The sequence below is a fragment of the Deltaproteobacteria bacterium genome (assembly GCA_016709225.1).
In the GTDB taxonomy this organism is placed as follows: Bacteria; Myxococcota_A; Polyangia; order Nannocystales; family Nannocystaceae; genus Xiheibacterium; species Xiheibacterium phototrophicum.
The window spans coordinates 517,987-543,003 of record JADJEE010000002.1; the positions used below are offsets into that span (position 1 = coordinate 517,987).

The window sequence follows — 25,017 nt, forward strand, 5'->3', positions numbered from 1 at the left end:
GCCGGCGCGCTAGTTGTGGTGGGTTAGGGGCCGCCGCTGCACGGCACCTGCACCTCGTCCCACGGCGGCGCCGCGACGCCGCTCGAGACACCGAGGTTGTCGAAGTGCCGCTGCGTCGTCGTCGGCAGGTGACGACGGTGGAAGCCATAGCTGTCCGGCACCGTGAGCGGTCCGCCGCCGAGGGTGAAATCGATCGCCGAGTGGGCGAGCACGTCCCCCCACGCGATGCGCACGTCACCGACCGGTGGACCATGCGCGACACCGTCGTCGGCGAGCGCGGGGAGGTCCGTGCATGCGTACGGCTTGCCGTCGAGCAGCAGGTAGATCCGCGAAGGCGACAGGTACACGTCGAGCTGCACCGCGTTGTCGCTGCCCGCGGTGTCGGCGATGGGCGCGACCTGGGGCGCGGCGTCGGCCGCAAAGGTCGGCAGCCCCGCGCACTCGTAGCCGAGGTCCCAGGTCATGTGATCGCAGATCTGCAGGTCGATGAAGCTCGGCGCGTACCTGCGCGGGCCCACGATCACGGTCGTGCCGCTGGCGAGGTTGTCCTGCAGCGGCGCGGGTTGATCGCTGATGAACAGCTGCGGGAAGCGACGGTCGGTCGTGAGCGCGCCGACCTCACCGGTGACGTGCAGGTAGCTGCCAGCATCGACGCGCGCCGGCGCGTCGATGCCCAGCCGCACCATGCCGTTCACGCCGGCGGCGATGTCGTTGTAGGCCAGCCAGAACTCGCCGAGCATGCTGCCGAAGTGGACGTGCGAGTTCGAGTACGACGACATCAGATACATCGGCGCGTCGAAGTGCAGGCCGTACACGCTCCCGGTCGGTGCCGCGAAACCGGCGAAGAAGTCCTCGTCCTCGGGGAACGTCGCGTACACGTCCATGGTCGGCAGCGATGGTGCGACGGTGATGAAGCTGCGTCGGATCGCGCGGGCCGGCGGTGGATCGTCGTACTGGCCGTTGACGAACACCTCGCCGCTCGGCGACGCCGCACGCATCTGCGCCAGCGTCACGTAGGCCTCGTGCGGCGCGCCCTCGTCGACGAAGGCGGGCTCGCCCTGCGGTGAGAGGATGCCCTGGTACGGGCAGCCCTGGTCGAGCGCCTCCGCGACCAGCGTGATCGGCCCCGTGAGTCCCGACCACCGCAGCGCCGGCAGCGGTTGATCGCCCTGCCGTCGCACCCGTCGAAAACCCGCGAGCCCAGCCACGAGCTCGTCGTGGGCGCGGCCGCAGTACGGCTGCACGTGCACCCGCATCAGCGGCACGGTGCCGGGCTCGGGCTCACGCAGCACCTGCAGGATCGTCGTACCCGGCCCGCGTGCGGTCGCCTCGGGGCCGTCGATCCAGCGCAGCAACGCGTCGTCGACCAGGCTTGCCTCATAGATCGGGCGCGTGGCTGCACCGGCGATCATCGGCACCCAGAACGCGATGCCGTCGTCGCGCCAGCGCTGGGCCACCAGCGCGTCGCGGACCGCCGCGTCGGCGGTGTACTGGTGCGCGCGCGAGGCCACGAAGGTCGGCCGGCCGCACGCCACGGCGCCGTCGTCCTCGACGTCGGGATCGGCGAGGGCGTAGACCGGCAGGCGATCGGCGGCCTCGGTGAGGTAGACGTGACCGAGCTCGGCGTCGCCCTCGGTGCGCGTGAAGCCGACCACCTGTCGCTCGACCAGCGTCGCACCGCCGGCGGCGACGTCGTTCCAGCCCTCGTCGGGGCTGACGATGTCCTCGAGCATGTACAGCGCCTCGCGCTGACCAGCGCAGCGATAGAGCCCATCGTCGATCACGATCACGCCGTCGCCACCGACGTGGATCGCATCGTTCGGTGGCAGGGCATAGACGCGGTAGTCGACCGCCGCGTCGACCGCGTCGAAGGTGATGTTGGCGGCGTCACCGACGATGCGCACGCGCACGTTGGTGAGCGGCGGCAGCATCGGCAGCGTGGTGTCGACGTCGCCGTCGGTCGCATCGCCGCCCTCGCCGACGCCGTCGTCCGAACCGCCCGCGGAGCCGCCCGCCGACATGCTGTCCTGGCCGAGATCGCCCACGAAGGTGCAGCCGCTACCCGCCACCGCGAGCAGCCGCGCGAGCACGCCGAGCGCCGACCACCGCAGCAGCATCCCGAAGAGGATCGACGATCTCGCCGGCAGCGTCGAGCCTGCCGACATCGCGATCGCGGGCCCGCGACGTGCGTCATCCGCCGCGACGTGGGGTCGCGGGCACCCGCGCGCGCCCACGAACCTTCGCGCGCGCGCCGGGCACCACCCCCATCACCTCGGTGCACAGCTCGCGCAGCCAGCGATGCGCGGGATCGTCGTGGCTACGCTCGTGCCACAGCAGCTGCATCGTGAAGCCGCGCAGCCGCAGCGGCGGCTCGACCAGCAAGAGCGGCAGCTGCTCGACGAATACCCGCGCGACCCGCTCGGGCAAGGTCAACACGAGGTCACTACCGGCCACCACGAAGGGCGCGAGCAAGAACTGCGGCAGCGACAGCACCACGCGCCGCGTCAGCCCCAGCTCGGCGAGCGCGTCGTCGACCACGCCACCGGGTCGGCCGGTGGGCGCGATCACGGCGTGCCGCAGCCGCACGAAGCTCTCGAGCGTCCAGCGACGCGCGAGCGCGGGGTGATCGCGATGGACCAGACACACGAATCGCTCGTGGAACAGCTTGCGAGCGCGGATCCCCGAGCCTTCGACCGGTCGACTGTCGGGCACGACCATCAGGTCGAACTCGCCGCGGGCGAGCAACTCGCCGCCGTGGCCGTCGTGGTTGCGCACCTGCAGATCGACGCCGGGGGCCTCCGCCGCGACGCGCTGGAGCAGGCCGGGCAGCATCACGAGGCCGACATAGTCCGCCAACGACAGCACGAAGCGACGCTGCGCGGTCGCGGGGTCGAAGCGCGCGGGTCCAGCGACGGCGCGCTGCATCGCGGCCAGCGCCTCGCGCAGCGGCGAGGCCATCGCCTCGGCCCGCGTGGTGGCGACCAGACCACCCGCGCCGCGGACCAGCAAGGGATCGCCGAAGGTGCGACGCAGCCGCGCGAGCGCGTGACTGGTGGCCGACTGCGACAGCCCGACGCTCCGCGCCGCCGCGGTCACGCTGCGCGTGCGCAGCAGTGCGTCCAGCACGACCAGCGCGTTGAGATCGAGGCCGCCGAGCTGCACGGCATGCATGTCTTCCATGATCAACATGCACTGTACAAATCACGGCCGGAGACCACAATCGACCCCAGCCGCGGCGCCGCGAGGAGCCGAGCCGCGACCGAGAGGAGCAGTGTCATGACGTTCGTGATCACAGGGGTTTCGGGTAACACCGGGGGTGTCGTCGCCGACACGTTGCTGGCCCAGGGCCAGCGGGTGCGCGTGGTGGTGCGGGAGCGCGAGAAGGCGGCCCGCTTTGCGGCACACGGCGCCGAAGTGGCGGTCGCCGACCTGGGCGACACCCGAGCGTTGGCCGCCGCGTTCGCCGGCGCGCGCGCAGCCTACGTGCTGGTGCCGCCGAACCTGGCCGCCGCCGACACCCGCGCGCACCAGCGCGCGACCTCGGACTCGATCGCCGCCGCGCTGCGCGAGGCCCGGGTCCCCCACGCGGTGCTGCTGTCGTCGATCGGCGCCCAGCACCCCGCAGGCACCGGCCCGATCGCCGGCCTGCACCACACCGAGGCGCTGTTGCGGGCGCTGCCCGACACGCGCGCGAGCTTCATCCGCGCGGCGTACTTCATGGAGAACCTCGGCGGCTCGCTCGGCCTGCTCGACCAGGGCCTGCTGCCGAGCTTCATGCCCGCATCGCTGGCGATCGAGATGGTCGCCACCGTCGACATCGGCAAGCTCGCGGCGCAGACCCTCGTCGAGGGCACTGCTGCAACGCAGGTGATCGAGCTCGCGGGTCCGAGCAAGGTCTCGATGGCCGACGTGGCCGCCGCGGCGTCGAAGCGACTCGGCAAGCCCATCACCGTCGCCGAGGCACCGACCGAGGCGGTGGTGCCGACGCTGACGGGCTTCGGCATGCCCGCGGACCTCGCGGCGATGTACCGCGAGATGATCGAGGGCCTCATCGCCGGCCACGTCGCCTACGAAGGCGGTCACCGCACCTCGCGGGGCGCGACCACGGTTGACACCGTGCTCGGCGCGCTGCTCGGTGCCGGTACCCCGCCGCGTTAGGGGGCCGCCCGCCCGCCGTGCGCCAAGGGCCGCACGGCCCAGGGGAGCGCGTCGCGGCGATTTCTCGCCCGGGCTGTCACGCCCGGGCGCCCTGCCCTGTCAGGTCTTCGAAGGACGAGACACGACATGGGCGAGACGATTCGAGACGTGGTGGTGGTGGGTGCGGGCTACGCGGGCATGCGCGCGGCGTTGCGGCTGGCCTGGCGGGCACCGCAGCTGGCGATCACCCTGGTCGATCCGCGCGCGACCTTCTCGCAGCGCGTGCGGCTGCATCAGCTGGCATGTGGGCAGCCGGTGGCCGCGCCGTCGCTCGCGGACTGGTGCGCACGCGCGGGCATCACCTTCGTGCAGGCGCGCGCCCGCGGCCTCGATCGCCGGCGCGCAATCCTGCAGACCGACGGCGGCGAGCTGCACTACGATCGCCTGGTGCTGGCGCTCGGCTCGACCGCAGAGCTCACGACCCCCGGGGCCCACGATCACGCGTACTCGATCGCCCACGAGGCCGGCGCGCGCGCGCTGGCCTCGCGGCTGCAGGCGCTGCCGTCCGGCGCCCGCGTGGCGGTGGTCGGCGGTGGGCTCACCGGCATCGAGGCGGCCAGCGAGATCGCCGAGAGCTTCGGCCAGCTCTCGGTGCAGCTGCTGACGCGGGCGACCCTCGGCGAGGGCGCGCTCGCCCCCGGCGGCCGCGCGCGGGTGCTGCGGGCGTTCGCACGCCTGGGCGTGACGCTGCGCGAGGGCTTCGAGGTCGTCGCGGTCGAGCCCGGTCGTGTGATCGGCACGCAGGGCGCCGAGGCCGTCGATGCGTGCGTGTGGAGCTCGGGCTTCCGCGCGACGCCGTGGGCCCGCGAGGTCGGGCTGCCGACCGGCGCGCTGGATCGCCTGCGGGTCGATCGCACGCTGCGCTGCATCGACGACCCGCGCATCTACGGCATCGGCGACGCGGCCGCACCCGAGCCCGCGCGTGGGGCCCCGAGCCTGATGTCGTGTCGGCTCGCGCTGCCGATGGCGGGCGTGGCCGCCGACAACCTGGCCGGCGAGCTACGCGGTCGCACGCCGCGGAGCTTCACCGCGACCGATGCTGGCCGCTGCGTCAGCCTCGGCCGCGAGCTCGGTCTGGTGCAGCTGCACCGCACCGACGGCCGCCTGCGCGACGCGAGCCTCGGCGGCACCGCGGCGGCGTGGACCAAGGAACGCATCTGTCGCTTCACCGTGTGGCTGCTCGAGCGCGAGGCCAACGCAGCCGCACGGGCACGTCGGCGCGCGCTGGCGCCGGCGGAGGTCGCCGCATGAGCATCGAGGACGAGCTGGTGCGCGAGCGTCCGCGCCTGCTCGCGCTGGCGTATCGCATGCTCGGCAGCATGGCCGAGGCCGAGGACGTGGTGCAGGACGCCTACACGCGCTGCAGCGAGATGCCGCGCGACGCCATCCGCTCGCTGCCGGCGCTGCTCACCACCGTGGTCACGCGCCTGTCGATCAATGCCCTGCAATCGGCCCGCGTGCGCCGCGAGCAGTATGTCGGGCCATGGTTCCCCGAGCCAGTCACCGAGCTGGCGGAGATCGATCCCGCGTCGATCTCCTTCGCGTTCCTGCTGCTGCTCGAGACGCTCGGGCCCAGCGAGCGCGCGGCGTTCCTGCTGCACAAGGTGTTCGACTACACCCACGACGAGATCGCCGACACGCTCGGCATCGAGGTCACGGCCTCGCGTCAGCTGGTCCACCGCGCCAAGCAGCACATCGAGCGCGGCAAGCCCCGCTTCCGCAGCGACCCGATGCAAGTCGCGCAGCTGCAGGCCCGCTTCGCCGAGGTCGCGCGGGGTGGCGATGTCGCCCAGCTGCGGGCGCTGCTCACCGACGACGTGGTCGCCCGCGCCGATCACGGCGGCAAGGCCTCGGCCGCACGCAAGCCGCTGGTGGGCGCCGACACCGTGTCCAAGTTCATCCACGGTCTGCTGTCGAAGATGCCCAGCTGGGGTGCGTGGCTGCAGACCCTCGACATCAACGGCGAGCCCGCGACCATCGCTCGCACCGACGCGCTGCTGATCTCCGTGCTGACCTTCGTGCTCGACGGCGAGCGCGTGGCGGAGATCAACATGGTCCGCAACCCCGACAAGCTCGAGCACCTCGCGGCCCACCTCGGGCTCGCGGTCTACCGTGAGCCCGGCCTGGCGTAGCGGCGGCTGGCCGAGGCGAGCCGCACGCGACATCAGCCTCGACGCAGCGCGCGTGCCCAGTCGTCGAGGTTGCTGATCGTACTCTCGAGCAGCGCGCGATCGGCCGAGAGTTCCGCCAGCGCCTGCTGCAGCAGCGCCTTGGCGCGACGGATCCGCGTCCGCACGGTGCCTTCGGGCACGCCGAGGGCCGCCGCGATCTCGGCGGCCCCGAGCGGCTCCCAGAAGTAGAGCTCGAGCAGCACCTGGTGTTCGAGCGGGATTCGCCGCAGGCCCTGCAGCAACAGTCGCTGCTCCTGCGCGTGCGCGATCAACTCGTGCGCGTCGGGGGCGAGATCGAAGACCGAGGTCTCACCGAAATCGAGGTGGGCATCGTCGCGACGCTGCGCCCGGTAGTGATTGCGCAGCACGTTGTACGCGACGCCGAACACGAAGCTGCGGAAGCTACCCTCGGCGCGGAAGCTCGCGCTGGCCTCGAGCAGGCCGAGTACCGTCTGCTGGATGAGATCGTCCATGCGGTCGGAACCCTTGTTGCGGAAGAACCGCGCGAGCGTCTTGAAGTAGCGCTCGAAGAGCTGCTCTCCCGCGCGCCGATCTCCCTCGCGCCAGCGCGCGAGCAGCTCGGCGTCGTCGTCCATCGCCGAAGATGCTAGCAGCCCGGGGTCCGCCGCCGCGACGCCGACACGCATGCGGTCCGCCGTCGCGCTCACGGCGAGGGCCTCGCCAGCGGCGCTCGCAGGAGACACCAGTGCGCGGCCGCGTCGCCCCGGAGATCGGCCGCGTCGGCCGCGTCGAGGCACCAGTCGTACGCGTCGGCCGCGAGGACGCGGACGGGATCGACGAACCCGGCACTCAGCTCGGCACACGCCTGCTGCGCGTCGACCCCGGGGCCCGCGCGGAGGATCGCGGAGGCGACGGCCTCGTACAGCAGGCCGGTACGACCTGCTGCGCGGAGGTTGGCGCGGACGTCACGGTACGGCTTCACCGCGGCGTAGCGCGTCACCAGTCGCTCGCCGTCGGTCATCATGCGATCGATGAACAGCCCGAAGGCCTGCTCCGACAGTCCCCGCGCCCCTTCGAAGTCGAGGTCGCCGGGCGGCGTCAGCTCGAGATAGACCTCGAGGTCCGCGTCGGCCAATGTCAGGCTCGCATCGGCCACCGCCGCGGCGAACGCGACACGTTCGCCGTCGTCACCGCCGGCCGCCACGCCCGCGACGGCCATCACCGCGTCGAGGTGCCGGCGCGCGCTCGCGACCAACTCGGGATCGCGAGCGATCCGCGTCAGCGGTCGCAGCGGCGGCACGTCACAGTCGACGCGCGCCTCGGGCCCGGTCACGACGCATAGACCATCGACCGCGGCGGTGCACGATCGTTGCCACTGCACCGCGGCGGCGGCGGCGTGGGCGATCGCGCGTCGCCACGGCGCGGCGGACTCGCCATGGTCGGCGAGGAACGCTTCGGCGAGCGCGAGACGGTCGGTCGGCGCGGTGGCGTCCAGCAACGGCGCCAGCGCGGCCGCCTCCTCGGCATCGTCCGCGACGGCTTCGCCGACGTGGACGCCGGCATCGGCCGTGCCCGTCGTCATCGCATCAAACCGTTGACGCGCACCGGCGTACACCGCCGCGCCCGACGCTACCATCAGCCCCACGAACGCGACGCGTCGGGCCGGCCGTCGCGGGCGCGCGACCAACACCGCCTCGAGCGCCTCCACGTACGGTGACATCGTCGCCGGCCGCTCGCGGGGCTCCCGTGACAAGCCGCGGTCGATCAAGCGCGCGAGCGCATCCGGTACGCCCGCGGCCTCGAACCGGCGCGCTCGCGTGTCGACGACCGCGCGCGCCAAGGTCGGCACGTCGTCGCCATCGAACGGCCGCTGCCCCGCGAGCGTCTCGAACAACATCACGCAGAACGCGAAGACGTCGGTTCGGGCATCGACGGCCGCGCCGAGGAACTGCTCGGGCGCCATGTATGCGGGCGTGCCGAGCAGCGCACCGGTGACCGTGAGCGCGACGGTGTCCGCAGTGGGTACCGCCGCGGGCGTGGGCGTGGCCTCGCGCTCGTCACCGGCTTTGGCGAGCCCGAAGTCGACCACCCGCACGCGCCCGTCGTCACCGATGAGCAGGTTGTCGGGCTTGACGTCGCGATGCACGAGCCGGGCAGCATGGGCCGCCTGCAAGCCCTTCGCAGCCTGCAGGAACACGGCGAAGATCTCGTGACGTGGGCGTGGTTCCTGCAGCCACTGCCGCAACGTTCGCCCCTGAACCAGCTCCATCGCGAGGTAGACCAGCCCCTCGTGGGTCCCGACCTCGTGGATCGCGACCACGTGCGGCGAGGTCAGGCGCGCCAATGCGCGTGCCTCTTGCAGCATGCGCTGCGCGCCGTGATGTCGATCGGGTCGCAGCAGCTTGAGCGCGACGCGTCGGTCGAGATCGGCGTCGTGGGCGACGTAGACCGTGCCCATGCCACCGCCACCGATGCGGCGCATCACGTCGTAGCGCCCGATCCGCACCTGGACGTCGCTTCCGAACAGCCGCGCCTTGAGCTCGCGGTGGAGCAACCGATCCTCGAGCGCATCGAGTTCATCGAGGCCGTCACCGGAGGCCTCGCCGCGCGAATCGGCGGGCCGCGTGCGCCCGAGACCGACGAGCGTCTCGGCATCGCCGACGGCGTCGCCGTCGTGGTCGGGCTCGGTGATCGCCATCGGGACCGCCAGCCAGTGTCGCTCGGTCGGCGCGGGCCTGGCCAGGGGTGGCGCGCAGGGATCGGGGGCGTGACGCGGACGGGACATCAAAGGGGTGCGGTAACCCGACGCGCGCGATCGATTGCATCGAAGGCTCGGAAGCTGCACGAGGGCGTCGTCGGGCTCCCCATGGGTCGCCCGACTCGATTCGCGTCGCACCGCAATCGAATCCGACGCCGGTGCTACCGCCCCGGCGAGGTTCACGACATGCGTCCATCCACGACCGATACATCCATCATCCTGTGCTCGATCACCCTCGCGCTGACGGCCGCGCTCGGCTGCGCTGCGAGCAGCGGCGATGAGGCCGCGAGTGCGTCGCCCCCACGCGACGACGGCCGCGCCGTCACCGACGTCGCCGACGAGCTCGCCGCCGCGGTCGCGCAGTGGCACGGCAGCTGCGACGCGCGGGGCGTCCACGGGCTGTGCTTGGAGGTCGACACCCTGACCGCGCCGGGGGTGGGTTGCGGCGCGCCGCAGCTGGGTCGCATCCGCGTGAAGCCACGGACGAGCGCGGCCGCGGACGCGCTGGACGCCATCGACGACGCGCTGGCGGTGGCGGCCGATGTGGGCACGCCCGACGACGCCGCCGCCATGCGGACCGCGATGGCGCGCGGCCAGCTCGTGGCGGTGGACGCCGAGCTCGAGACCTACCTCGCGATCGAGCTGCCCGCCGAGCCCGAAGCCTTCGTGTCGGCCTTCACCCGCAAGCGCGTGGCCGGCGAGGCGATCACGACCGCGTTGGCCGAGTTCAAGCACCTCGACGATCCCGCGCTCGTCGGCGCGGCGGCGCTGCGCACCGGCTGGGTCTACACCCACCTCGCCGACGCGCTCGAGGGCTTGCCGGTGCCACCGGAGTTCAGCGGCGACGCGCGCGAGACCTACTGCCGCGAGCTCGACAGCGTCTCGGTCGCGCAGCTCCGCGCGCAGGCGCGAGCGGTCGGGCAGTGGTGCCAGCGCGTCGCAGAGCGACCGAACTGGCGCGGCCCCGAGCTCGAGGCTTGCATCGCGCTCGCCCCGGGCGGATGAGCATCACAGCGATCGCGCCCGCATGCATCCGCACGCGCGAGCACGTGCTACCCAGCTCAGCGCGACCGCGACGCGCGGGTGCGGGTGGCCGCGGCGGCCCGCGCCTGGGGACGCCGCAGGCCCTGCGCGAGTGCGTCGAACACCACGCGGATCCGCCGACTCGTCCGCAGCTCGCGGTGGGTCGCGAGCCACAGCGGCACCGGCAGCGGCGCCAGCCCGGGTAGCACGCGGCGGACCGCCGGCTCGGCGTCGCCGACCTCGTCCATCACGATGCAGATGCCGACCCCGTGCTTCGCGAGCTCCCACTGCACGAGGTGGTTGTCGGTGACGATCGGGAAGTTGGCCGGGCCGACCTCGATCCCGAGCGCACGCAGGCCCTTGATCATGAGGTCGGTGCGATCGAACGCGAGGAACTCCGCGTCGCGCAGGTCCGCGGCCGTGCGCGGGTTGCCGAGCCGCTTCAGGTACGCCGGCGTGGCGTACAGCCGCGCCGCGCGGTCGTCGATCTTGGTCGCGATGAGCTCGGTCTGCGTGGGCGTGAAGTTTCGGATCGCGATGTCGGCCTCGCGCCGACGCAGATCGCGGGCCGCATTCGAAGCGATGATCTCGAGCTCGATGCCGGGATGCTCGCGTCGCAGGCGGGCGACGACCGGCGGCAGCAGGAACGCCGAGATCAGCTCGCTGGCGGTTATGCACACGTGGCCCTCGACCGCGGTCGCCTGCCCGGTCGCGCCCAGCGAGAGCCGGGTCGCGGCCTCACCCATCGAGCGCACGTGCGCGAGCAGGTCGAGCCCCGCAGCGGTGAGCTCCAACCCGCTGCCGACCCGCTCGAACAACGCGACCCCGAGCTCCTCCTCGAGCGCGGCGACCTGCCGACCGACGGTGGGCTGCGCCATCCGCAGGGCCCGTGCGGCCGCCGAGAACGAGCCCTCTTCCGCGGTCACGAGGAAGGCACGGGCGCGGTTCCAGTCGAAGCGGACGGATCGCCAGTCCATGCAGATATGCATACCACGAAGACGGATATCGGCGTGGCGTGTGCGGCGATGCATGGCTAGACCTACGCCATGTCCCACGCGATGTCCCACGCCAGCTCGAACGCCAGCACGCCCATCACGACGATCTGCATCGTCGGTGCCTCCGGCAAGCTCGGCCGCTACATGATCCAGCACGCGCTCGAGCGCGGCTACGCGGTGGTCGGCGTGTGCCGGGCGCAGAGCGTGGGGAAGCTGGCCGACTTCGCCGATCGCATCACCATCGTGCCCGGCGCGACCAACGATCCCGAGGTGATCCGCCGCGCGGTCGCGGGCTGCGACGGCGTGCTCACGGTACTGGCCCCGTGGGGCGTGCAGCAGTACGCGTCCGGCACGGCACAGGCGGTGCTCGACCACGCCCTCGCCCACGCGCGCCTGGTGTTCTCGTGCGGGTGGCACATCACCCGCGACGGCAAGGACGTCTACTCGCCGTGGTTTCGCGCCATGGTCGCGACGTTCGGCGCGATCGCCCGTCTGGTGCGCTTCGCCGAGCTCGATGATCAGGTCGAGGCGTGCCGACGCATCTTCGCGAGCGGCCGCGCGTGGACGGTCGTGCGCGGCAGCGACCTCGAGGAGGGCCCGAGCCAAGGCCTGCCGGTGTGGAGCCGCCACGTCGGCGATCCGATCCTCGCCAGCAACCGCACGCGCCGCATCGACTTCGCGCGGTTCATGGTCGAGGCCCTCACCGACGCGTCGCTGGTGGGCGAGGCGCCCGCGATCGTCGGCTGCGGGACCGCCTCGGCGCTGGCCCACGTGGCGGCGGGGCCCGGCTCGAACGCGGCTGCGTCCGCCGAGCTGCGCGCCTAGCCGTAAGTCCGGGGCGCGGGGCGCGTTGCTCCTCCCGTCCCGATGCGAGGCAAGTCATCCGCCGCGTGCATGGCCCTCGCCCTCGGACTCGCGTGGGCACCGGGAGCCTCGGCGCGGGCCCAGGACGCCGGCTCCGTCTCCGGGCTCGTCATGGATCCACGGACCTCGGCGGCGCACGTGGACGTGGAGATCACCCTGACGTGTGCGTGCCTGCCCGAGCCCCTCGTGCGTCGCACCAACGCGTCCGGGCTGTATCTCTTCGCCGGTCTCGGGCCGGGCGCGTACACGCTGGGCGTGCAGGTCGGCGCGGGCTCGATGTCGAAGTCCTTCGAGCTCGCGCAGGGCATGCGGTATCGCGTGAGCCTGAGAGTCGATCCGCGGGTGCCGCAGCATCGCCGCGTGACCGTGCTGCGGACGCCACCGTCGACCCCCTCGGCGGCGTCGCGCGTCACCGCGCCCGATCGCTCGCACGTGGTCGCGCCGTCGTTGCTCGCCGGCGGCCTGGCGATGGTCGGACTCGCCACCGGCCTCGGCACACACTACGGCCTCGCATGGCGCGACGGGATCGCCCATGACCGATCCGCCGCCGAGCTCCGACCCCAGCGCGACGCGATGATCGCCAGCTTCGTCGTGCCCGGCGCAATCGGGGTCGGAGCGGTCATCGCCGGCGCCTACGGCCTTGCCCGCACACGCCAGCTGCGACGGCACCCGTGGCTGCCCTACGCACCGTGGGTGGGTCGCGCGCTGGTCGGGCTCGCGGTGTCGGGCCGCTTCTGACGCCGATCAGGTGGGTCGGCTCGACGTCGTCGTCTTCTTCGCCAACTTCTTCTTCGCGACACGGGCCTTGGTCTGCTTCACCTCCGCGACCCCGCCACCGAGATCATCGAGCATGTCGCCGACCGCCGCCCCGGCGAACGCGAGCGCCTTCTTGCCGATGTGACCGACGACGCGACCGACCTTCTTCGCGGCGGTCACCGCCGTCTTGGCCGCCTTGCGGGCCTTCGTCTTCGTGGACTTGCCGGCCTTCTTCGCGGCCTTCTTGCCGGATGCGCCGGCCTTCTTCGCGACCTTGCGGGCCTTGCTCGCGACCTGCTTCGTGGTGGTGCCAGACTTCTTCTTCGCGGGCTTGTTCGCGGTCTTGTTGGCTCGAGTGGACTTGGTGGTGGTAGCCATGGGGTGCAATCGCGGAGTGCACCGTGGGTGCCAAGGTCACCGGCGGATGGGTGCAGGCGTCATCGCGCGCCGAGCCGCGCAGCCACGCCCACCCGAGTCACGCCCGCCCGTGGCGTTTCGGACTCACCACGGCGTCGATGCCCCGCCTCGATCTCCGCACGCGCCTCGTGGCTCGATGGCGCGCCGTCGCCCAGCCCAACCATCACCCGAAGACGCGATCGATGCGGATGACGTGGGCCGAACAGAGCTGGCCGACCACTTGCACAACCGACGGCATGCCCAACACACCCGACAATCGAGGTACGAACAAGGACCGCCCGACCACCACGCGGCCGGACACCCACCAGCCCGACGAGAATCGGCCACTGCGAGCGCCGGGTCAGGGCAAGGACGTCGAGCGGGCCCCCGGCCGCAGCAACGACGACAGCGACGCGACCTGAACGCGACCTGAACGCGACCTGACGCGACCTGACGCGACCTGACGCGATCGGATGGTCGAGCCGTGTGGCGACCCGGCTGCACTTCGGAGCCGGGTCGCAGGTGGTGCGGCGACCGACGGTGGAGATCATCAGGAGGGATGCACGATCGTCACCTTCAGCGGGAATCGCCGGTCCGGACCCAAGCCCGCAGGGGCCCCGTCCGATGCGGCCTCCGCCTCGGGCACGTACTCGGGATCCTGACGCGCCGGCGAATTCACGTCCTCCTCGGTCAGCACCCAGACGTCGACGTCCTCGTAGCCACCGACCTTGTCCGGGTAGCGCAGCCTGCGGCACGAGATCGCCTGCGCGCCGCTACCTTCGAGGAAGGTGCTCTCGGTGCCGATCGGACCCACGCCTGTGGTGTCGACGACGTGGTCCCCCGCCTCCGGCCGAATCTCGATCGTGAGCGTCGCTGACCCCGTCGGCGTGAACTTGATCTCTCGAATCGTCCTCGAGTCGCCCTCGAGATGGAACGTGCCCGCGTCCGAGGCGCGTGTTCGCAGGGTGGTCGTCGTGAACGGCGTCGTTTGGCCGCCGATGAAGGTGATGATGCCGTCGGACATGTGAAGAGATCCTCCCGCTTGCTAGTGATGGTGTTCTGCGATGATGCGATCGAGTTCTTCGACCGCGTCTTTGTCCTGAATCCGCTGGAAGTACTGCTGCGCGTGCGTGGCGACGTCGACCACGCGGGCACGCGGCGCACCGAGCTTCGCCAGCGCGCGGGCGAGATCGAGTCGCGCGTCGGCGAGCTGGGGTTCGTGTTCGTCGCCCGCGCCGGCGAGTTGCTCGATGGCCGCCTCGAGCAGCTCGACCGCGGCCGCCGCGTGGCCCTGCGCCAGGCTGACCGCCCCCAGCCCGGCAGTGGCGTAGGCCAGCACGGCGGGGTCGATGTCGGGCTGCGCGAGGACCTGGCGAAAGAGGCGCTCGGCCTCGTCCTCGCGGCCGAGCTCGTGCAGCGACCACGCCATGCCCTGATCCATGATCGCGATCTCGACCGGATCGTGGCGCGCGCGGGCCTCGTCGCGCCCCGTCGCCATCAACGCCAGCATCCGCCGGTCGTCACCACGCGCTTGGGCGATCTCGATCAGTAGCACCAGCGCACCCTCCTTGCGTTCGATGTGATCGACCGGAAGGTGCTCGCGCTGCAGGGTCCACGCGCGCTCTGCCGCCGACTCGGCACCATCGAGCTGCCCGGCTGCGAGCAGCAGCTGCGCCTGCAACGTCAGCACCGGAGCGATGCGGACCGAGTCGACGCCGTAGTGGTGCTCGAGGATGTCCCGGGCGCGGTCGGCGTACGCGAGCGAGGCGTCGGGCTCGCCCAAGTCCCGGGTCACGAGCGCCAGCCCGAGCAGAGCGTCGCCGACGTCGGGGTGATCGCCGCCCAGTCGAGCCTCGCGCAGCTCGAGGGTGCGCCGGTCGAGTGTTGCCGCCTCGGCGAACGCCCCTCGGCGCGCTGCGATACCGGCGAGCGCGAGCCAGGTCTCCGCCCACCGCGGATCATCGGCGGCGAGCACCTTGCCGAGCTCCACCAGCGCGGCGCGGTGCGAGGCCTCGGCCGCGACGTCGTCGCCGGCGACGCTCTCGCAGCGGCCGCGGGCATCGAGCACGTCGGCGAAGGCACGGGGCGGACGACCCAGGCGCAGCACCCCTGCCTCCGCGAGTCGCAGTTATGTTATTGTGGTGGGGGCATCGCGCAGCTGCGTCGCAACCGTGCCCGCGAGCCGACGCCACGCATCGGCGGCGAGCTCATCGCGCCCGGCCTCGACCGCCAGCGCTGCCGCCTCTCGCAGATCCTCGAGCGCCGCTTGGGAACGACCGGATTGCGCGAGCACGCGGCCGCGCGCGAGCCGGGCCTCGGCCCGCGCCTGCGCGTCGCCGGTACGATCCGCCTGCGTGACCGCCTGCTCTGCGGTGGCCTCGGCCTCCGGCACGCGCCCCGCGGCCAACCACAGCGACGCGTGGTCTGCCGCGGCGATCGCATCGCGGACGCCCGGGGACGACTGTGCCGTCGCTGGCTCCGCGGGCGCGAGGCATTGCGGGGTCGCGCCGAGTTCTTCGACCACGCGATCGCCGTGGACCAGCAGCTCGTCGGAGCCCTCGGCGAGCATCGACGAAACCCGCGCGAGGCGATCGCGGGCACGCTGCAGGCACGCCATCTGCGTCCGAGCATCGGGTTCGAGCGCCGCGCTGGTTCGCAGCGCACAGAGTTCGGTCATCTCGCCGTGCCACCCGGTTGCGTAGGCATCGAGCACGGTCGCGACCGTCTGTTGCATCCGCGGCGCCCACGGTTTGTCGCTGCCTTCGAACGCTGCGGCGACGCTGCGGCGGACGTCGGCGTCCCAGACACCCACGAGCTGTTCGTCGGGGTCGAGACACTCGGCCGCAGGCGCAGGTGCAACCAGGGCGACCGGGATCGCCACGAGCGCAGCGCCGCCGAGGCTCCACACGTAGGAGCGTTGGTACCACGCGGGTGCCCGCAGGGCCGACAGCAGCGCGGCCATGCTGGGCCAGCGATCGTCGGGGTCGCGCGCGAAGCCGCGGCGGAGCGCGCGATCGATCCGTCGCGGCACGCGACCGCGGGCTCCGAGCGCGCTGCGTTCGAAGCTGACGTAGTGCATCTGCGCGAGTTCATCGGCGCTGAAGGGGAATGCGCCGTGCAGCGCCTCCCACAGCGCGACGCAGAAGGCGAATTGATCCGAGCGCTCGTCGACCTCGCCCTGGCTACGCTGCTCCGGCGAGCTATAGGGGATCGTCCCGCGGGCGGGTCGCACGTCGACCAGCGTGTCGTCGTCGTCGAGGCGTCGCGAGACCTCGCGGGCGAGGCCGAAGTCCACCACGCGCACGCGTCCGTCGCGACCGACGAGTAGGTTGCCGGGCTTGAGATCGAGGTGGAGTACGCCGGCGGCATGCACCGCCGCGAGGCCATCGCCGGCTTGGAGGTAGACCGACAGCACCTCCTGCCACGAGCGTCGCTGGGCCTGCCACTTGGCGAGGGAGTCGCCGTCGACGAACTCCATCACGATGTACGTCGCCGCGTCGTCCTGCGCGAAGACGTCGAGCACCTGCACCACGTTGGGGTGGTTGAGGGCGAGCATCACCTTCGCCTCGCGCAGCGCGCGGGCAGCCGCGCCCATGCGCTGGGCCACCTCGGGCCGGAGCCGCTTGATCGCGACCGTCTTGTCGATCCGCGGATGCCGGGCGCGATAGACCTCGCCGTAGGCACCCTCGCCGACCAGCGCCTCGAGGGTGTACTCGCCGACGCGGACGCTCGCGACCCCGCCGAAGGCCCGCTCGATGCGGGCGATGCAGACCTCGTCGCCGAGGCCGGGCGCGGCGTCGCGGGGCCGGGCGGCACGTAGACGCGCCTCCACGGCGTCGCCCCCCTCGCCCGACTCCGGCTCGTCGACCTCCATCTCGCACCAGTGTGTCGCAGCCGCGTGGAACGATCCCCGAAAGTCGCGCGCGTCCGCTTTTTCCCGCGAGGCCGGGTCCCCGCGCGGCCCGGCCCGCGTCCACCACCGTGGTAGAGTCGGGTTGCCCTGCGATGCCCACCGACCTCGAGCTACTCGCGCGCGCCCGGGCGGGGGAACGGGCCGCCTGGTCCGAGCTGGTGCGCCTGCACTGCCCCGCGGTGCGTCGGTTCTATCGCACGATGACGCCCCCGGAGGCCGTCGACGATCTGACGCAGGAGACCTTTCTGCGCCTCGAGCGGGCCTTCGCGGCGCAGCGAGCGGTGCTCAGCTTTCGCAGCTTCCTCTTCGGCATCGCGCGCAACGTACTGCACGAGTTCATCCGCGAGCGCACGCGTTCGACCCGCAACCTCGACGACGTCTCGGCGGTCGACCTCGATCCTCGCCCGTCGTCGGTGTTGATCGCGCGGGCCGATCGCGCGGCGCTGGTCGAGGCGCTGCGTCACCTGACGATCCAGCATCAGCTCGTGCTGCAGCTCTTCTACTGGGAAGACATGACGACCGCCGAGATCGCCGCCGTGCTCGACGAGAACGAGAACACGATCCGTGGTCGCGTGACGCGGGCGCGAGCGCGACTGCGCGAGCTACTGGCACAGTTCGATCGGCAGGGCATGGTGCCGCGGGGCAGCGACGCCGAGTTCGATGCCTTCGCGAGCGCGACGCGCGAGCACGTCGGCGGCTGACGCGGTTCGCCGTCGGTTCGACGTGCAGCTCGTCACCGCGTCGCTGGCGACCCACGTGTGCTTCGCATCATGCCGCGCAGCCGCTGCCTCGCCGCCCTTCGCCGCCTGCACAGCCAGCCGTCGCGCAACGGCCACGACTGCGCCGGCTTCGATCGCCAGGCGCTGGGCTCGGACGTCCCGTCGCGCGCGTGGCCGCCGACGATGCGAGGCGACGTGTGCGTGCCCGCCCACGGCGAAGGGGGCGACCGCGTCACTTGCCGCGCTGCCACGCGACGAGATCCGCGAGTGTGGCGGCGTCCTCGACACCGATCTCTCGACACGCGTCGAGGGCCGCGCGTGCCAGCTCGCGCACGCGCGGGCCATCACCTTCGCCCTCGACGAGCGCCCGAACCAGTCCGTGGCGCAGTCCGCAGCGCGCCGTGGGATCGGGTTCGTCACCGAAGGGCGTCGCGAGGGCCGCCTCGAAGTCCGCGCGCGCCTGCCCCGGATCGCCGAGCTCGAGTCGCGCCAGGCCCCGGCCGGTCAGCGCGCGCCCGTGGATGCGCGCGTCGCCGTCGGGTGCGCTGATCTGCACGGCCTCGTCGTAGCTCGCGAGCGCGCGCTGGTACTCCGCCATCTGTTGGTAGGCGTCGCCCAGGCCGATGAGCGTCGATGCGATGTCTGGATGCCGCGGCGGCAGCACCGAGCGACGGATCTCGAGCGCCTCGGCAAAGTGCAGGGCCGCGGCCTGCGGTTCCCCGAGATGCGCATCGATGACGCCGAGATTCGCGAGCGAGGTCGCGAGCGAGGGGTGCGTGGTGCCGAGACTCCTGCGGCGCAGATCGACGGCACGCACGAGCAGCGCGCGCGCGCCGATGAGGTCCCCGAGCGAGAGGCGTGCGGATGCGAGGTTGGACAGCCCGGGCGCCAAGCTGGGGTGATCGGGCGCGAGCCAGGCTTCGCGGATCGCCAGCGCGTGTGCGCACTGATCGGCGGACTCTTGGAGGTCGCCTCGGTAGCGCGCGACGGCACAGCGCGCGCTGTAGACCTGCGCGACCTGCATCGACTCCGCGCCGTAGGCGGCCACGAGGACTCGCTCGGCCTCACCGAGTGCCAGCTCCGCACCGTCGCCCTCGCCGCGCTGCGCCAGCATCGCCCCCAACTCGACCCAAGCACGCCCGACCGCGGGATGATCCGCCCCGGAGACCTCGGTGCGCAGGGCGATGGCGCGCTCGAAGCTCGTGCGCGCGCCGCCGATGTCGCCCTTCTCGCGGAGCACGGCGGCGACGTTCTCGGCAAGATCGGCCTCGCGCCATCCCCGAGCGCTGCCGCTGCTCTGGAGCAGCCCTTGGGCGTGACGACTCCACTCGAGGCCGTCGTCGAAACGCGCGAGCCGCAGACCCACCGCATCGATGAGCTGGATCGCTGCGCGCAGCGCAACATCGTCGGCGCCGAGCGGACGGGCGGCGAAGTAGGCCCGCTCGTAGGCATCTGCGGCGGGCTGATACTCCCCCAGCTGCAGGTACGCGGTGCCCACCGCGAGCTCGGCCTCGGCCACCAGGCCCGGATCGCCGAGTCGTTGCGCGCGCTCGCGGACCGTGAGCGCGGCCGGGATCGCGTCGGGGCGCATCGCGTCGGCGAGCAGCTCGGTGCGCGCGATCGACTGGCGCACCGCAGCGACCTGCCGCGGGTCGTACGCGGAGCCGAATGCGGCAGCCTCTGCCGCGAGCCGGGTGTCGTCTTCGCATGCCACCGCCAACGGCAGCTCGTGCGCGACGCTCACCGCCGCGTTCACGACATCGCGATCGGGGGCTCGGAGCAACTCGAGCAGCGTCACGAGTCGCTCGCGCCGATCGTCGAGACACGTCTGTCGGCGCCGCCAGGCTTCGTCGTCGATCGCTGCGCTGAGGTGTGCGAGGCAGCCGCGTTCGTGCGTCTGCGCCCACGTGGCCGCGTAGTCGTCGAGCCGTCGACCGACACGCTCGGCGCTGTCCCGTGCGTGCGCGAGGCCGACACCGGCGAATGCGGCGACCATCGTGGCGTCCGCGTCGGCGTTCCACACGGCGATGGCCGCTGCCGCCTCGCGCTCGCAGGCCGCGCGCCGATGGGATTGCCACGCCGCGAATCCGCCGAGCGTCAGCGTGACGCCGCCCAGCAGCGCCAGCGCCGCCTTCCTCCACGTCCCCCGCGCCCGCGGTCGACGCGACGCCGTGGAGCACGCCTCGAGCAGCGCCCGCATCGAAGGCCAGCGCTGCCCGGGGTCGTTCGCGAGCCCGCGCGCGAGCACGGCGCGCAACCACTCGGGTGCACGCCCTGGCTGGCTCGGCGTGGTCACACCATCGGCGAACGCGAGGCGCAGCTGCGCGACGTTCGTCGCGCGATACGGGCGCTCGAGATACAGCGCCTCCCAACACGCGACGCAGTACGCGAACTGATCGGTGCGCGGATCCGCGGGGGCACCGGCGAGCTGCTCCGGGGCCATGTACGCCGGCGTGCCAGCCACCATGCCGGTGGCGGTGAGCGACGTCGAGGTCATCGCGTCAGGGCTGATCGCCCCGTGCGTCGACGCGACGCCGTCGCCCTGCGCGAGCCCGAAGTCGACCACGCGCACGCGACCATCGTCGCCGACCAAGACGTTGTCGGGCTTGAAGTCGCGGTGCACGATGCCCGCTTCGTGGGCGGCCGCGAGGCCTTCGCCGGCCTGCAGGAGGCAACGCAAGACTTCGTCGCACGGGCGGTCGCCGTCGCCGATCCAGCGCCGCAGCGTGGCGCCAGTCACCAGCTCCATCGCGATGAACACGCGTTCGTCGTGCAGGCCCACGTCGTAGATCGTGACGACGTTGGGGTGCGAAAGCTGCGCGAGCGCCCGCGCCTCACGGATCAGCCGCTGCTGGTCCTGCTCACGCTGCTCGGGGTCGAGGTGCCGCACGAGCTTGATGGCCAGCCTGCGATCGAGCTGCGCGTCGTGGGCGGCATAGACCACGCCCATGCCACCCACGCCGAGCCTCCCTGTGACCACGAAGCGAGCGATGCGCGTCTCGGGCACGGTCTCGTCGAGCAACCGCGCTCGCACGGTGCGATGCAGCCGCTGACCCTCGACGGAGTCGGCGGCCGCCGGATGCGGCTCGAATCGTTCGAGGAGTGAGTCGAGATCCACGGCCACCACGCGTGTTCACGAGCGTCGCTCAGTTCCGTCGCAGGCGCGCGACGAAGAAGCCCTCGGTCGCGTCGTCCTCGGGGGTCCACGTGCGCGCATGCTCGAGCTCGAGGCCGCCGCGGTCGAGCGCCTCGTGCACGCGCTGCTCGCCTTCGTCCGGCTCGGCCGAACACACCGCGTAGACCAGCCGCCCCCCCGGTCGCAGTCGATCACACGCCCGCGCCAGCAACTGCGACTGGGTGGGCGTGGCGGCAGCGAGGTCTTCGTAACGACGGTGCCAGCGGATCTCCGGGTGCCGCGCGAGGTTGCCCAGGCCGGTGCAGGGCACGTCGAGCACGATCGCGTCGAACGGCGTGTACGCGTCGAGCTCGGGCAACTCGCCGCACAGGTCGCCCGCGATCGCGTGCAGCTGCAGGGTCTCGACATCGAGCCGACCGCGATCGATCAGGCGATCGTGCTGCGCGAGCTTCTTGGCATCGATGTCGACCGCGACCAGCTCGCCCTCGCGCGTCATCAGCTCCGCGAGCTGCAGCGTCTTGACCCCGAGGCCGGCACAGGCATCGAGCACGCGCTCGCCGGGCCGCGGCGCCAGCTCGATCGCGGGCTGCTGGGCCGCGAGCCCCTGCACCGAGACCAAGCCCTCGTCGTGCAGTGCGCCGAAGAAGAGATCGCCACCGCCGTGGACCCGCAGCGCCTGCGGCTGGCCCTCGACCGCCTCGATGCGCGCGTGGGGGCGCTCCTCCAGCAGCCGCGCGCGCGCGGCCTCGGCGTCGATGCGCGACAGGTCGACCCGCAGATCGACGCTCGGCACCTCGGCCAGCGCGGCCGCGCGTCGCAGCGCCCGCTCCGCACCGAGCTGCTTGAGCCATCGGCCCGCGAGCCAGCGGGGGACGCTGTAGCGCCGCGCGAGCACGTCGAGCGGCGCACCGGCGGCCAGCGCCTCGTCGCGCTGCGTCGCGCCCGCGCCCACGCGCTCGAGCACCGCGTGGGCCAGCTTCGCGAGGCGTCGGCTGGGATCGAACGCGAGCGAGGCCGCGATGGTGTGATCGATGGCGTTGTCCGCCGAGCGATGCAGCTCGATGATCTCGTAGGCACCGACGCGCAGCAGCCATCGCGGCAGCTCGCCCAGCCGCGCCGCATCGTGGGCGACCGCATCGATGTGGGCGTCGAGCCGCGCGCGGTGCCGGAGCACGCCATAGACCAGCGCGGTGACCAGCGCGCGTGCGCCGGGCTCCATCGCACCCGGTCGCTCGAGCAGCTCGCCGAGCACCCGGTTGCTGAACGCGGCCTCGCGGTCGATGCTGCGCAACGCCTGCACCGCCAGCTGCTGCGGCACCAACGTCCGCGAGGCGGCGCGACTGCGGGAGGCCATCCGGCCTCGCTTGTAGAGGATTCTCGCCGCGCTGCCAACGGCCACCGACGCCGCGGTGCGCCCTGCTCTGCTACCCTTGCCACGACCATGCGCACGCCCGCTGGCCTCGCCGCGTTCGTGATCGTCGCCGCGCTCGCCTGCGACGCCGACGAACCCGACGACGCGGCGAGCGGCGCCGACGCGCTGCTGCGCGCGCTGCAGGACGCCGACTACGCCGCCTGGGACTCGACCGAGGTGCCCGCGCCGAGCTTCCACGGCGCGCAGGTGCGCGTGTTCGCGGACCCGACGCTGGCGCAGGCGCAGGCCGGCGCCGCGATCAGTCGCTGGCCCACCGGTGCCACCGCGATCGCAGAGGTCCGTGGTGCCGATGCGAGCGAGCTGTCGGCCTTGCTGGTCGCGCGCCGCGATCGCGACGCCTGGCTGTGGGCGGCCTACGACCGCGAGCAATCCGCGACCAGCTACGGCACCGCCGTCGCGTGCGTGCACTGCCATGCCGCGGGCGACGATTTCCTGCGCTCGTTCACGCTGCCGGAGTGAGCACGCGACGCAGCACCAGCGCCAGCAACACCGTGGCGATCGCGACCCCGGCGGCGACGCCGAAGGTGAGCGCTGGGCCACCCAGCTCCCAGCAGACCCCCGCGACCACGCCACCGACGATCGCCGCCACGCCGGTGGTGAGGTGCAGCAGGCCGAACGCGGTGCCGCGCAGATCGGCGGGCGCCAGCGCGGCGATCCACGCCGACAGCAAGCCCTGCCCGAGCGCCATGTGCAGGCCGAACAACAGCAGCCCCGCGAAGCTGGTCGCGATCGAGCCGCCCTGCGCGAGCACGAGCTGCGCCGCGACCAACACCAGGCCCGACGCGAGGAAGAGCCGCACCCGCGGCATCGTGTCGGCGAGCCGCCCGGCCGGAAACGCGGCCAGCGCATAGATGGCGTTCATCGCCACCAGCACCAGCGGTGAGTTCGGCACCGAGAGCCCGCGGGCGACCGTCGCGAGCACGAGGAACGTCTCGCTGGTGCGACCGATCGTCAGCAGCGCGGTCAGGGCCAGCACCGCCCAGATGCCACGGTCGAGCTCGCGGACGCGCCGCCACGAGACCGGCCCCTTGCCGACCTTCGCGCGATGCTCCGCGGGCTCGCGCACCGCCGTCGCCAGCACGACCACGGCGATCAGCGCTGGCACCACCGCGAACGCGAACGCGAGGCGGTAGGAGTTCTGGCTGCCGACCATCCACGCCAACGCACACAGCGGGCCGAGCACCGCACCGATGGTATCGAGCGCCTGTCGCAACCCATACGCGGCGCCGCGGTGCTCGGGTGCCGTGATGTCGGCGATCAACGCGTCTCGCGGCGCGCCGCGGATGCCCTTGCCCACGCGGTCGGCCGCGCGCGCGGCCGCGATCGGCCACAGCGAGTTCGCGAACACGAACAACGGCTTGCTCAGCGCCGACATCGCGTAGCCGATCACCGCCAGTCGCTTGCGTCGGCCGCTGCGATCGCTCCACGCACCCGAGACGATCTTGAGCCCCGACGCGATCGCCTCGGACGCCCCGTCGAGCACGCCGATCGCGACCACCGAGATGCCGAGCTCGATCGACAGGAACGTCGGCAGCAGCGCGTGGATCGTCTCCGACGACAGATCCATGAGCAGGCTGACCACGCCCAGTGCCCAGACCGCGCGCGGCAGCCGTCGCCAGCCGCTCATCGCTCGACCGACTGGCTCGGATCGATCTCGACGTGCAGGAGGTCGGCCACGCGGCCCCAACGGTACAGCGGCACCAGCCCGCGCTCGACCACGGCCACGCGCCCCTCGTCGTCGATCACCACCACCGCCGACTCGTCGGCTGCGACCCCGAACGCGGCCCGGCCCTCGGGCGAGTCGTCGACCCGCAGCCAGGTGGGGAACTCGATGTCGCGGGTGGGCCCGACCAACACGCCCTTGGCGCGCTCGAGCTTGGCCCGCAGCGCGGTCGCGACGTTGCGAATCGCCGGATCGCGCATGTGCTGGGTCGCAACCTCGTCGTCGCCCTCGAAGCCGTCCTCGATGCCCGGCACGTCGCTGCGCGCGACCGCGTGGCCGAGGAAGGCGACGACGCAGGGCGTGCCGCCACCGCAGTCGGCATCGCTCAGCCCGCCGATCGAGAAGCGCGGCATCGCGGACCCGACCGGTGGCTCTTCACCGCCCAGCATCACGCGGATGCGCTCGAGGTCGTCACCCTCGGCGCCGCCGCTGCGACGCTCGAGCACCGCGCCGTCGGGACCGAGCACGACGAAGCCGTGGTGCCCCTTCGAGAGCCCGAACGTGCGCAGGAACTCGCCCTCGAAGTCGACGTGCAGCGGATAGCGCAGCTCGCTGGCGAACTCACCCATGGTCTTCGCCACCTTGTCGCGGAACATCGCGAAACCCTCGGCGTCGCCGATGATGAAGCCGAGGGTGTCGGGCGGCAGCTGCCAGCGATTGAGCGCGCGGTTGAGCTTCTCGCCCTCCTTCGTGATGTTGGGCTGCGGCCCCACCACCACGAAGAACGCGGTCTTGCCGGCGAGCTCGCGCAGACGCAGCGCCGGCTCGTCGGCGACCGGCGGGATCTCGAGCGCGAGCGGGTCGCCCACCACCGGCGGCAGCTCGTCGGGGATCGACTCGACGCGCATGAACCACGCCCCCACGCCGACCAGCACGGCGACGAGTGCGACCAAGACGAGCGCGAGCTTGCGGAATCGACCTCGGGACAAGGGACGGGCGCCGCAGGGAGTATACGCGGTCGCGGCCGGATGCC

Annotated in this window: 22 protein-coding genes; 9 read left to right on the forward strand and 13 right to left on the reverse strand. The window is 72.3% G+C overall.

Going from position 1 to position 25,017, the window contains the following annotated elements:
• Positions 1-23 precede the first annotated feature (23 nt).
• Together IPH07_16435 and IPH07_16440 are read right to left on the reverse strand one after the other, a co-directional pair.
• On the reverse strand, positions 24-2,165 hold the full coding sequence (locus IPH07_16435) for a hypothetical protein (protein MBK6918983.1): 2,142 nt from the start codon (positions 2,163-2,165) through the stop codon (positions 24-26).
• Positions 2,166-2,190: 25 nt separating this feature from the next.
• Positions 2,191-3,171 (reverse strand): LysR family transcriptional regulator, encoded by a 981-nt coding sequence (locus IPH07_16440; GenBank protein ID MBK6918984.1) that lies wholly within the window; start codon positions 3,169-3,171, stop codon positions 2,191-2,193.
• Between the two features lie 105 nt (positions 3,172-3,276).
• Here IPH07_16440 and IPH07_16445 point away from each other — a divergent pair, with 105 nt between their 5' ends.
• The 3 genes from IPH07_16445 (at position 3,277) to sigJ (ending at position 6,329) form a co-directional block, all read left to right on the forward strand.
• Entirely contained in the window at positions 3,277-4,158 is an 882-nt protein-coding gene (locus tag IPH07_16445) for an NmrA family NAD(P)-binding protein (protein ID MBK6918985.1), read from the forward strand.
• A 126-nt stretch (positions 4,159-4,284) separates the two neighbouring features.
• A complete protein-coding gene (locus tag IPH07_16450; protein MBK6918986.1) occupies positions 4,285-5,448 on the forward strand; it encodes an FAD-dependent oxidoreductase in 1,164 nt (387 codons plus the stop codon).
• Positions 5,445-6,329, forward strand: a complete 885-nt coding sequence (gene sigJ / locus IPH07_16455) for an RNA polymerase sigma factor SigJ (GenBank protein ID MBK6918987.1) — start codon at positions 5,445-5,447, stop codon at positions 6,327-6,329. The genes IPH07_16450 and sigJ overlap by 4 nt, the downstream gene beginning before the upstream one ends.
• A 32-nt stretch (positions 6,330-6,361) precedes the next feature.
• On the opposite strand, the gene IPH07_16460 is transcribed toward sigJ, so the two are convergent.
• On the reverse strand, positions 6,362-6,964 hold the full coding sequence (locus IPH07_16460) for a sigma-70 family RNA polymerase sigma factor (GenBank protein MBK6918988.1): 603 nt from the start codon (positions 6,962-6,964) through the stop codon (positions 6,362-6,364).
• Between the two features lie 68 nt (positions 6,965-7,032).
• A complete protein-coding gene (locus IPH07_16465; GenBank protein ID MBK6918989.1) occupies positions 7,033-9,027 on the reverse strand; it encodes a serine/threonine protein kinase in 1,995 nt (664 codons plus the stop codon).
• 246 nt (positions 9,028-9,273) lie between these two features.
• Here IPH07_16465 and IPH07_16470 point away from each other — a divergent pair, with 246 nt between their 5' ends.
• Positions 9,274-10,092, forward strand: a complete 819-nt coding sequence (locus IPH07_16470) for a hypothetical protein (protein MBK6918990.1) — start codon at positions 9,274-9,276, stop codon at positions 10,090-10,092.
• Positions 10,093-10,148: 56 nt separating this feature from the next.
• Here the strand turns inward: IPH07_16470 and IPH07_16475 are convergent, their stop codons facing one another.
• Entirely contained in the window at positions 10,149-11,087 is a 939-nt protein-coding gene (locus IPH07_16475) for a LysR family transcriptional regulator (protein ID MBK6918991.1), read from the reverse strand.
• Positions 11,088-11,168: 81 nt separating this feature from the next.
• On the opposite strand from IPH07_16475, the gene IPH07_16480 reads away from it, so the two are divergent.
• On the forward strand, positions 11,169-11,930 hold the full coding sequence (locus IPH07_16480) for an SDR family oxidoreductase (GenBank protein ID MBK6918992.1): 762 nt from the start codon (positions 11,169-11,171) through the stop codon (positions 11,928-11,930).
• 42 nt (positions 11,931-11,972) lie between these two features.
• Positions 11,973-12,707, forward strand: coding sequence for a hypothetical protein (locus IPH07_16485; GenBank protein ID MBK6918993.1), 735 nt, complete (start codon positions 11,973-11,975; stop codon positions 12,705-12,707).
• Positions 12,708-12,713: 6 nt separating this feature from the next.
• Here the strand turns inward: IPH07_16485 and IPH07_16490 are convergent, their stop codons facing one another.
• A complete protein-coding gene (locus IPH07_16490; GenBank protein ID MBK6918994.1) occupies positions 12,714-13,103 on the reverse strand; it encodes a hypothetical protein in 390 nt (129 codons plus the stop codon).
• A gap of 275 nt (positions 13,104-13,378) precedes the next feature.
• Here IPH07_16490 and IPH07_16495 point away from each other — a divergent pair, with 275 nt between their 5' ends.
• Positions 13,379-13,543: a hypothetical protein gene (locus IPH07_16495; GenBank protein MBK6918995.1), complete on the forward strand. Its 165-nt coding sequence runs from the start codon at positions 13,379-13,381 to the stop codon at positions 13,541-13,543.
• A gap of 128 nt (positions 13,544-13,671) precedes the next feature.
• Here IPH07_16495 and IPH07_16500 read toward each other — a convergent pair whose 3' ends face one another.
• Genes IPH07_16500 through IPH07_16510 form a run of 3 tightly spaced genes read right to left on the reverse strand, consistent with a single transcriptional unit; the run spans position 13,672 to position 16,995 of the window.
• Complete coding sequence (locus tag IPH07_16500; protein ID MBK6918996.1) at positions 13,672-14,145, reverse strand: hypothetical protein; 474 nt, start codon at positions 14,143-14,145, stop codon at positions 13,672-13,674.
• Between the two features lie 21 nt (positions 14,146-14,166).
• Positions 14,167-15,228 carry a tetratricopeptide repeat protein gene (locus IPH07_16505; protein ID MBK6918997.1) on the reverse strand — a complete coding sequence of 354 codons (1,062 nt, stop codon included), beginning with the start codon at positions 15,226-15,228 and terminating at the stop codon, positions 14,167-14,169.
• Positions 15,229-15,249: 21 nt separating this feature from the next.
• On the reverse strand, positions 15,250-16,995 hold the full coding sequence (locus IPH07_16510; GenBank protein ID MBK6918998.1) for a protein kinase: 1,746 nt from the start codon (positions 16,993-16,995) through the stop codon (positions 15,250-15,252).
• Positions 16,996-17,126: 131 nt separating this feature from the next.
• Here IPH07_16510 and IPH07_16515 point away from each other — a divergent pair, with 131 nt between their 5' ends.
• Positions 17,127-17,735, forward strand: a complete 609-nt coding sequence (locus IPH07_16515) for a sigma-70 family RNA polymerase sigma factor (GenBank protein MBK6918999.1) — start codon at positions 17,127-17,129, stop codon at positions 17,733-17,735.
• Positions 17,736-17,985: 250 nt separating this feature from the next.
• Here the strand turns inward: IPH07_16515 and IPH07_16520 are convergent, their stop codons facing one another.
• Positions 17,986-20,871, reverse strand: a complete 2,886-nt coding sequence (locus IPH07_16520; protein MBK6919000.1) for a serine/threonine protein kinase — start codon at positions 20,869-20,871, stop codon at positions 17,986-17,988.
• Positions 20,872-20,899: 28 nt separating this feature from the next.
• Complete coding sequence (locus tag IPH07_16525; protein MBK6919001.1) at positions 20,900-22,243, reverse strand: methyltransferase domain-containing protein; 1,344 nt, start codon at positions 22,241-22,243, stop codon at positions 20,900-20,902.
• Between the two features lie 87 nt (positions 22,244-22,330).
• On the opposite strand from IPH07_16525, the gene IPH07_16530 reads away from it, so the two are divergent.
• Positions 22,331-22,780, forward strand: coding sequence for a hypothetical protein (locus tag IPH07_16530; protein MBK6919002.1), 450 nt, complete (start codon positions 22,331-22,333; stop codon positions 22,778-22,780).
• Here the strand turns inward: IPH07_16530 and IPH07_16535 are convergent.
• Together IPH07_16535 and IPH07_16540 are read right to left on the reverse strand one after the other, a co-directional pair.
• Positions 22,764-23,948, reverse strand: coding sequence for an MFS transporter (locus tag IPH07_16535; protein MBK6919003.1), 1,185 nt, complete (start codon positions 23,946-23,948; stop codon positions 22,764-22,766). The genes IPH07_16530 and IPH07_16535 overlap by 17 nt on opposite strands.
• Positions 23,945-24,973: a hypothetical protein gene (locus tag IPH07_16540; GenBank protein MBK6919004.1), complete on the reverse strand. Its 1,029-nt coding sequence runs from the start codon at positions 24,971-24,973 to the stop codon at positions 23,945-23,947. Before IPH07_16540 ends, IPH07_16535 begins: the two co-directional genes overlap by 4 nt.
• Positions 24,974-25,017 lie beyond the last annotated feature (44 nt).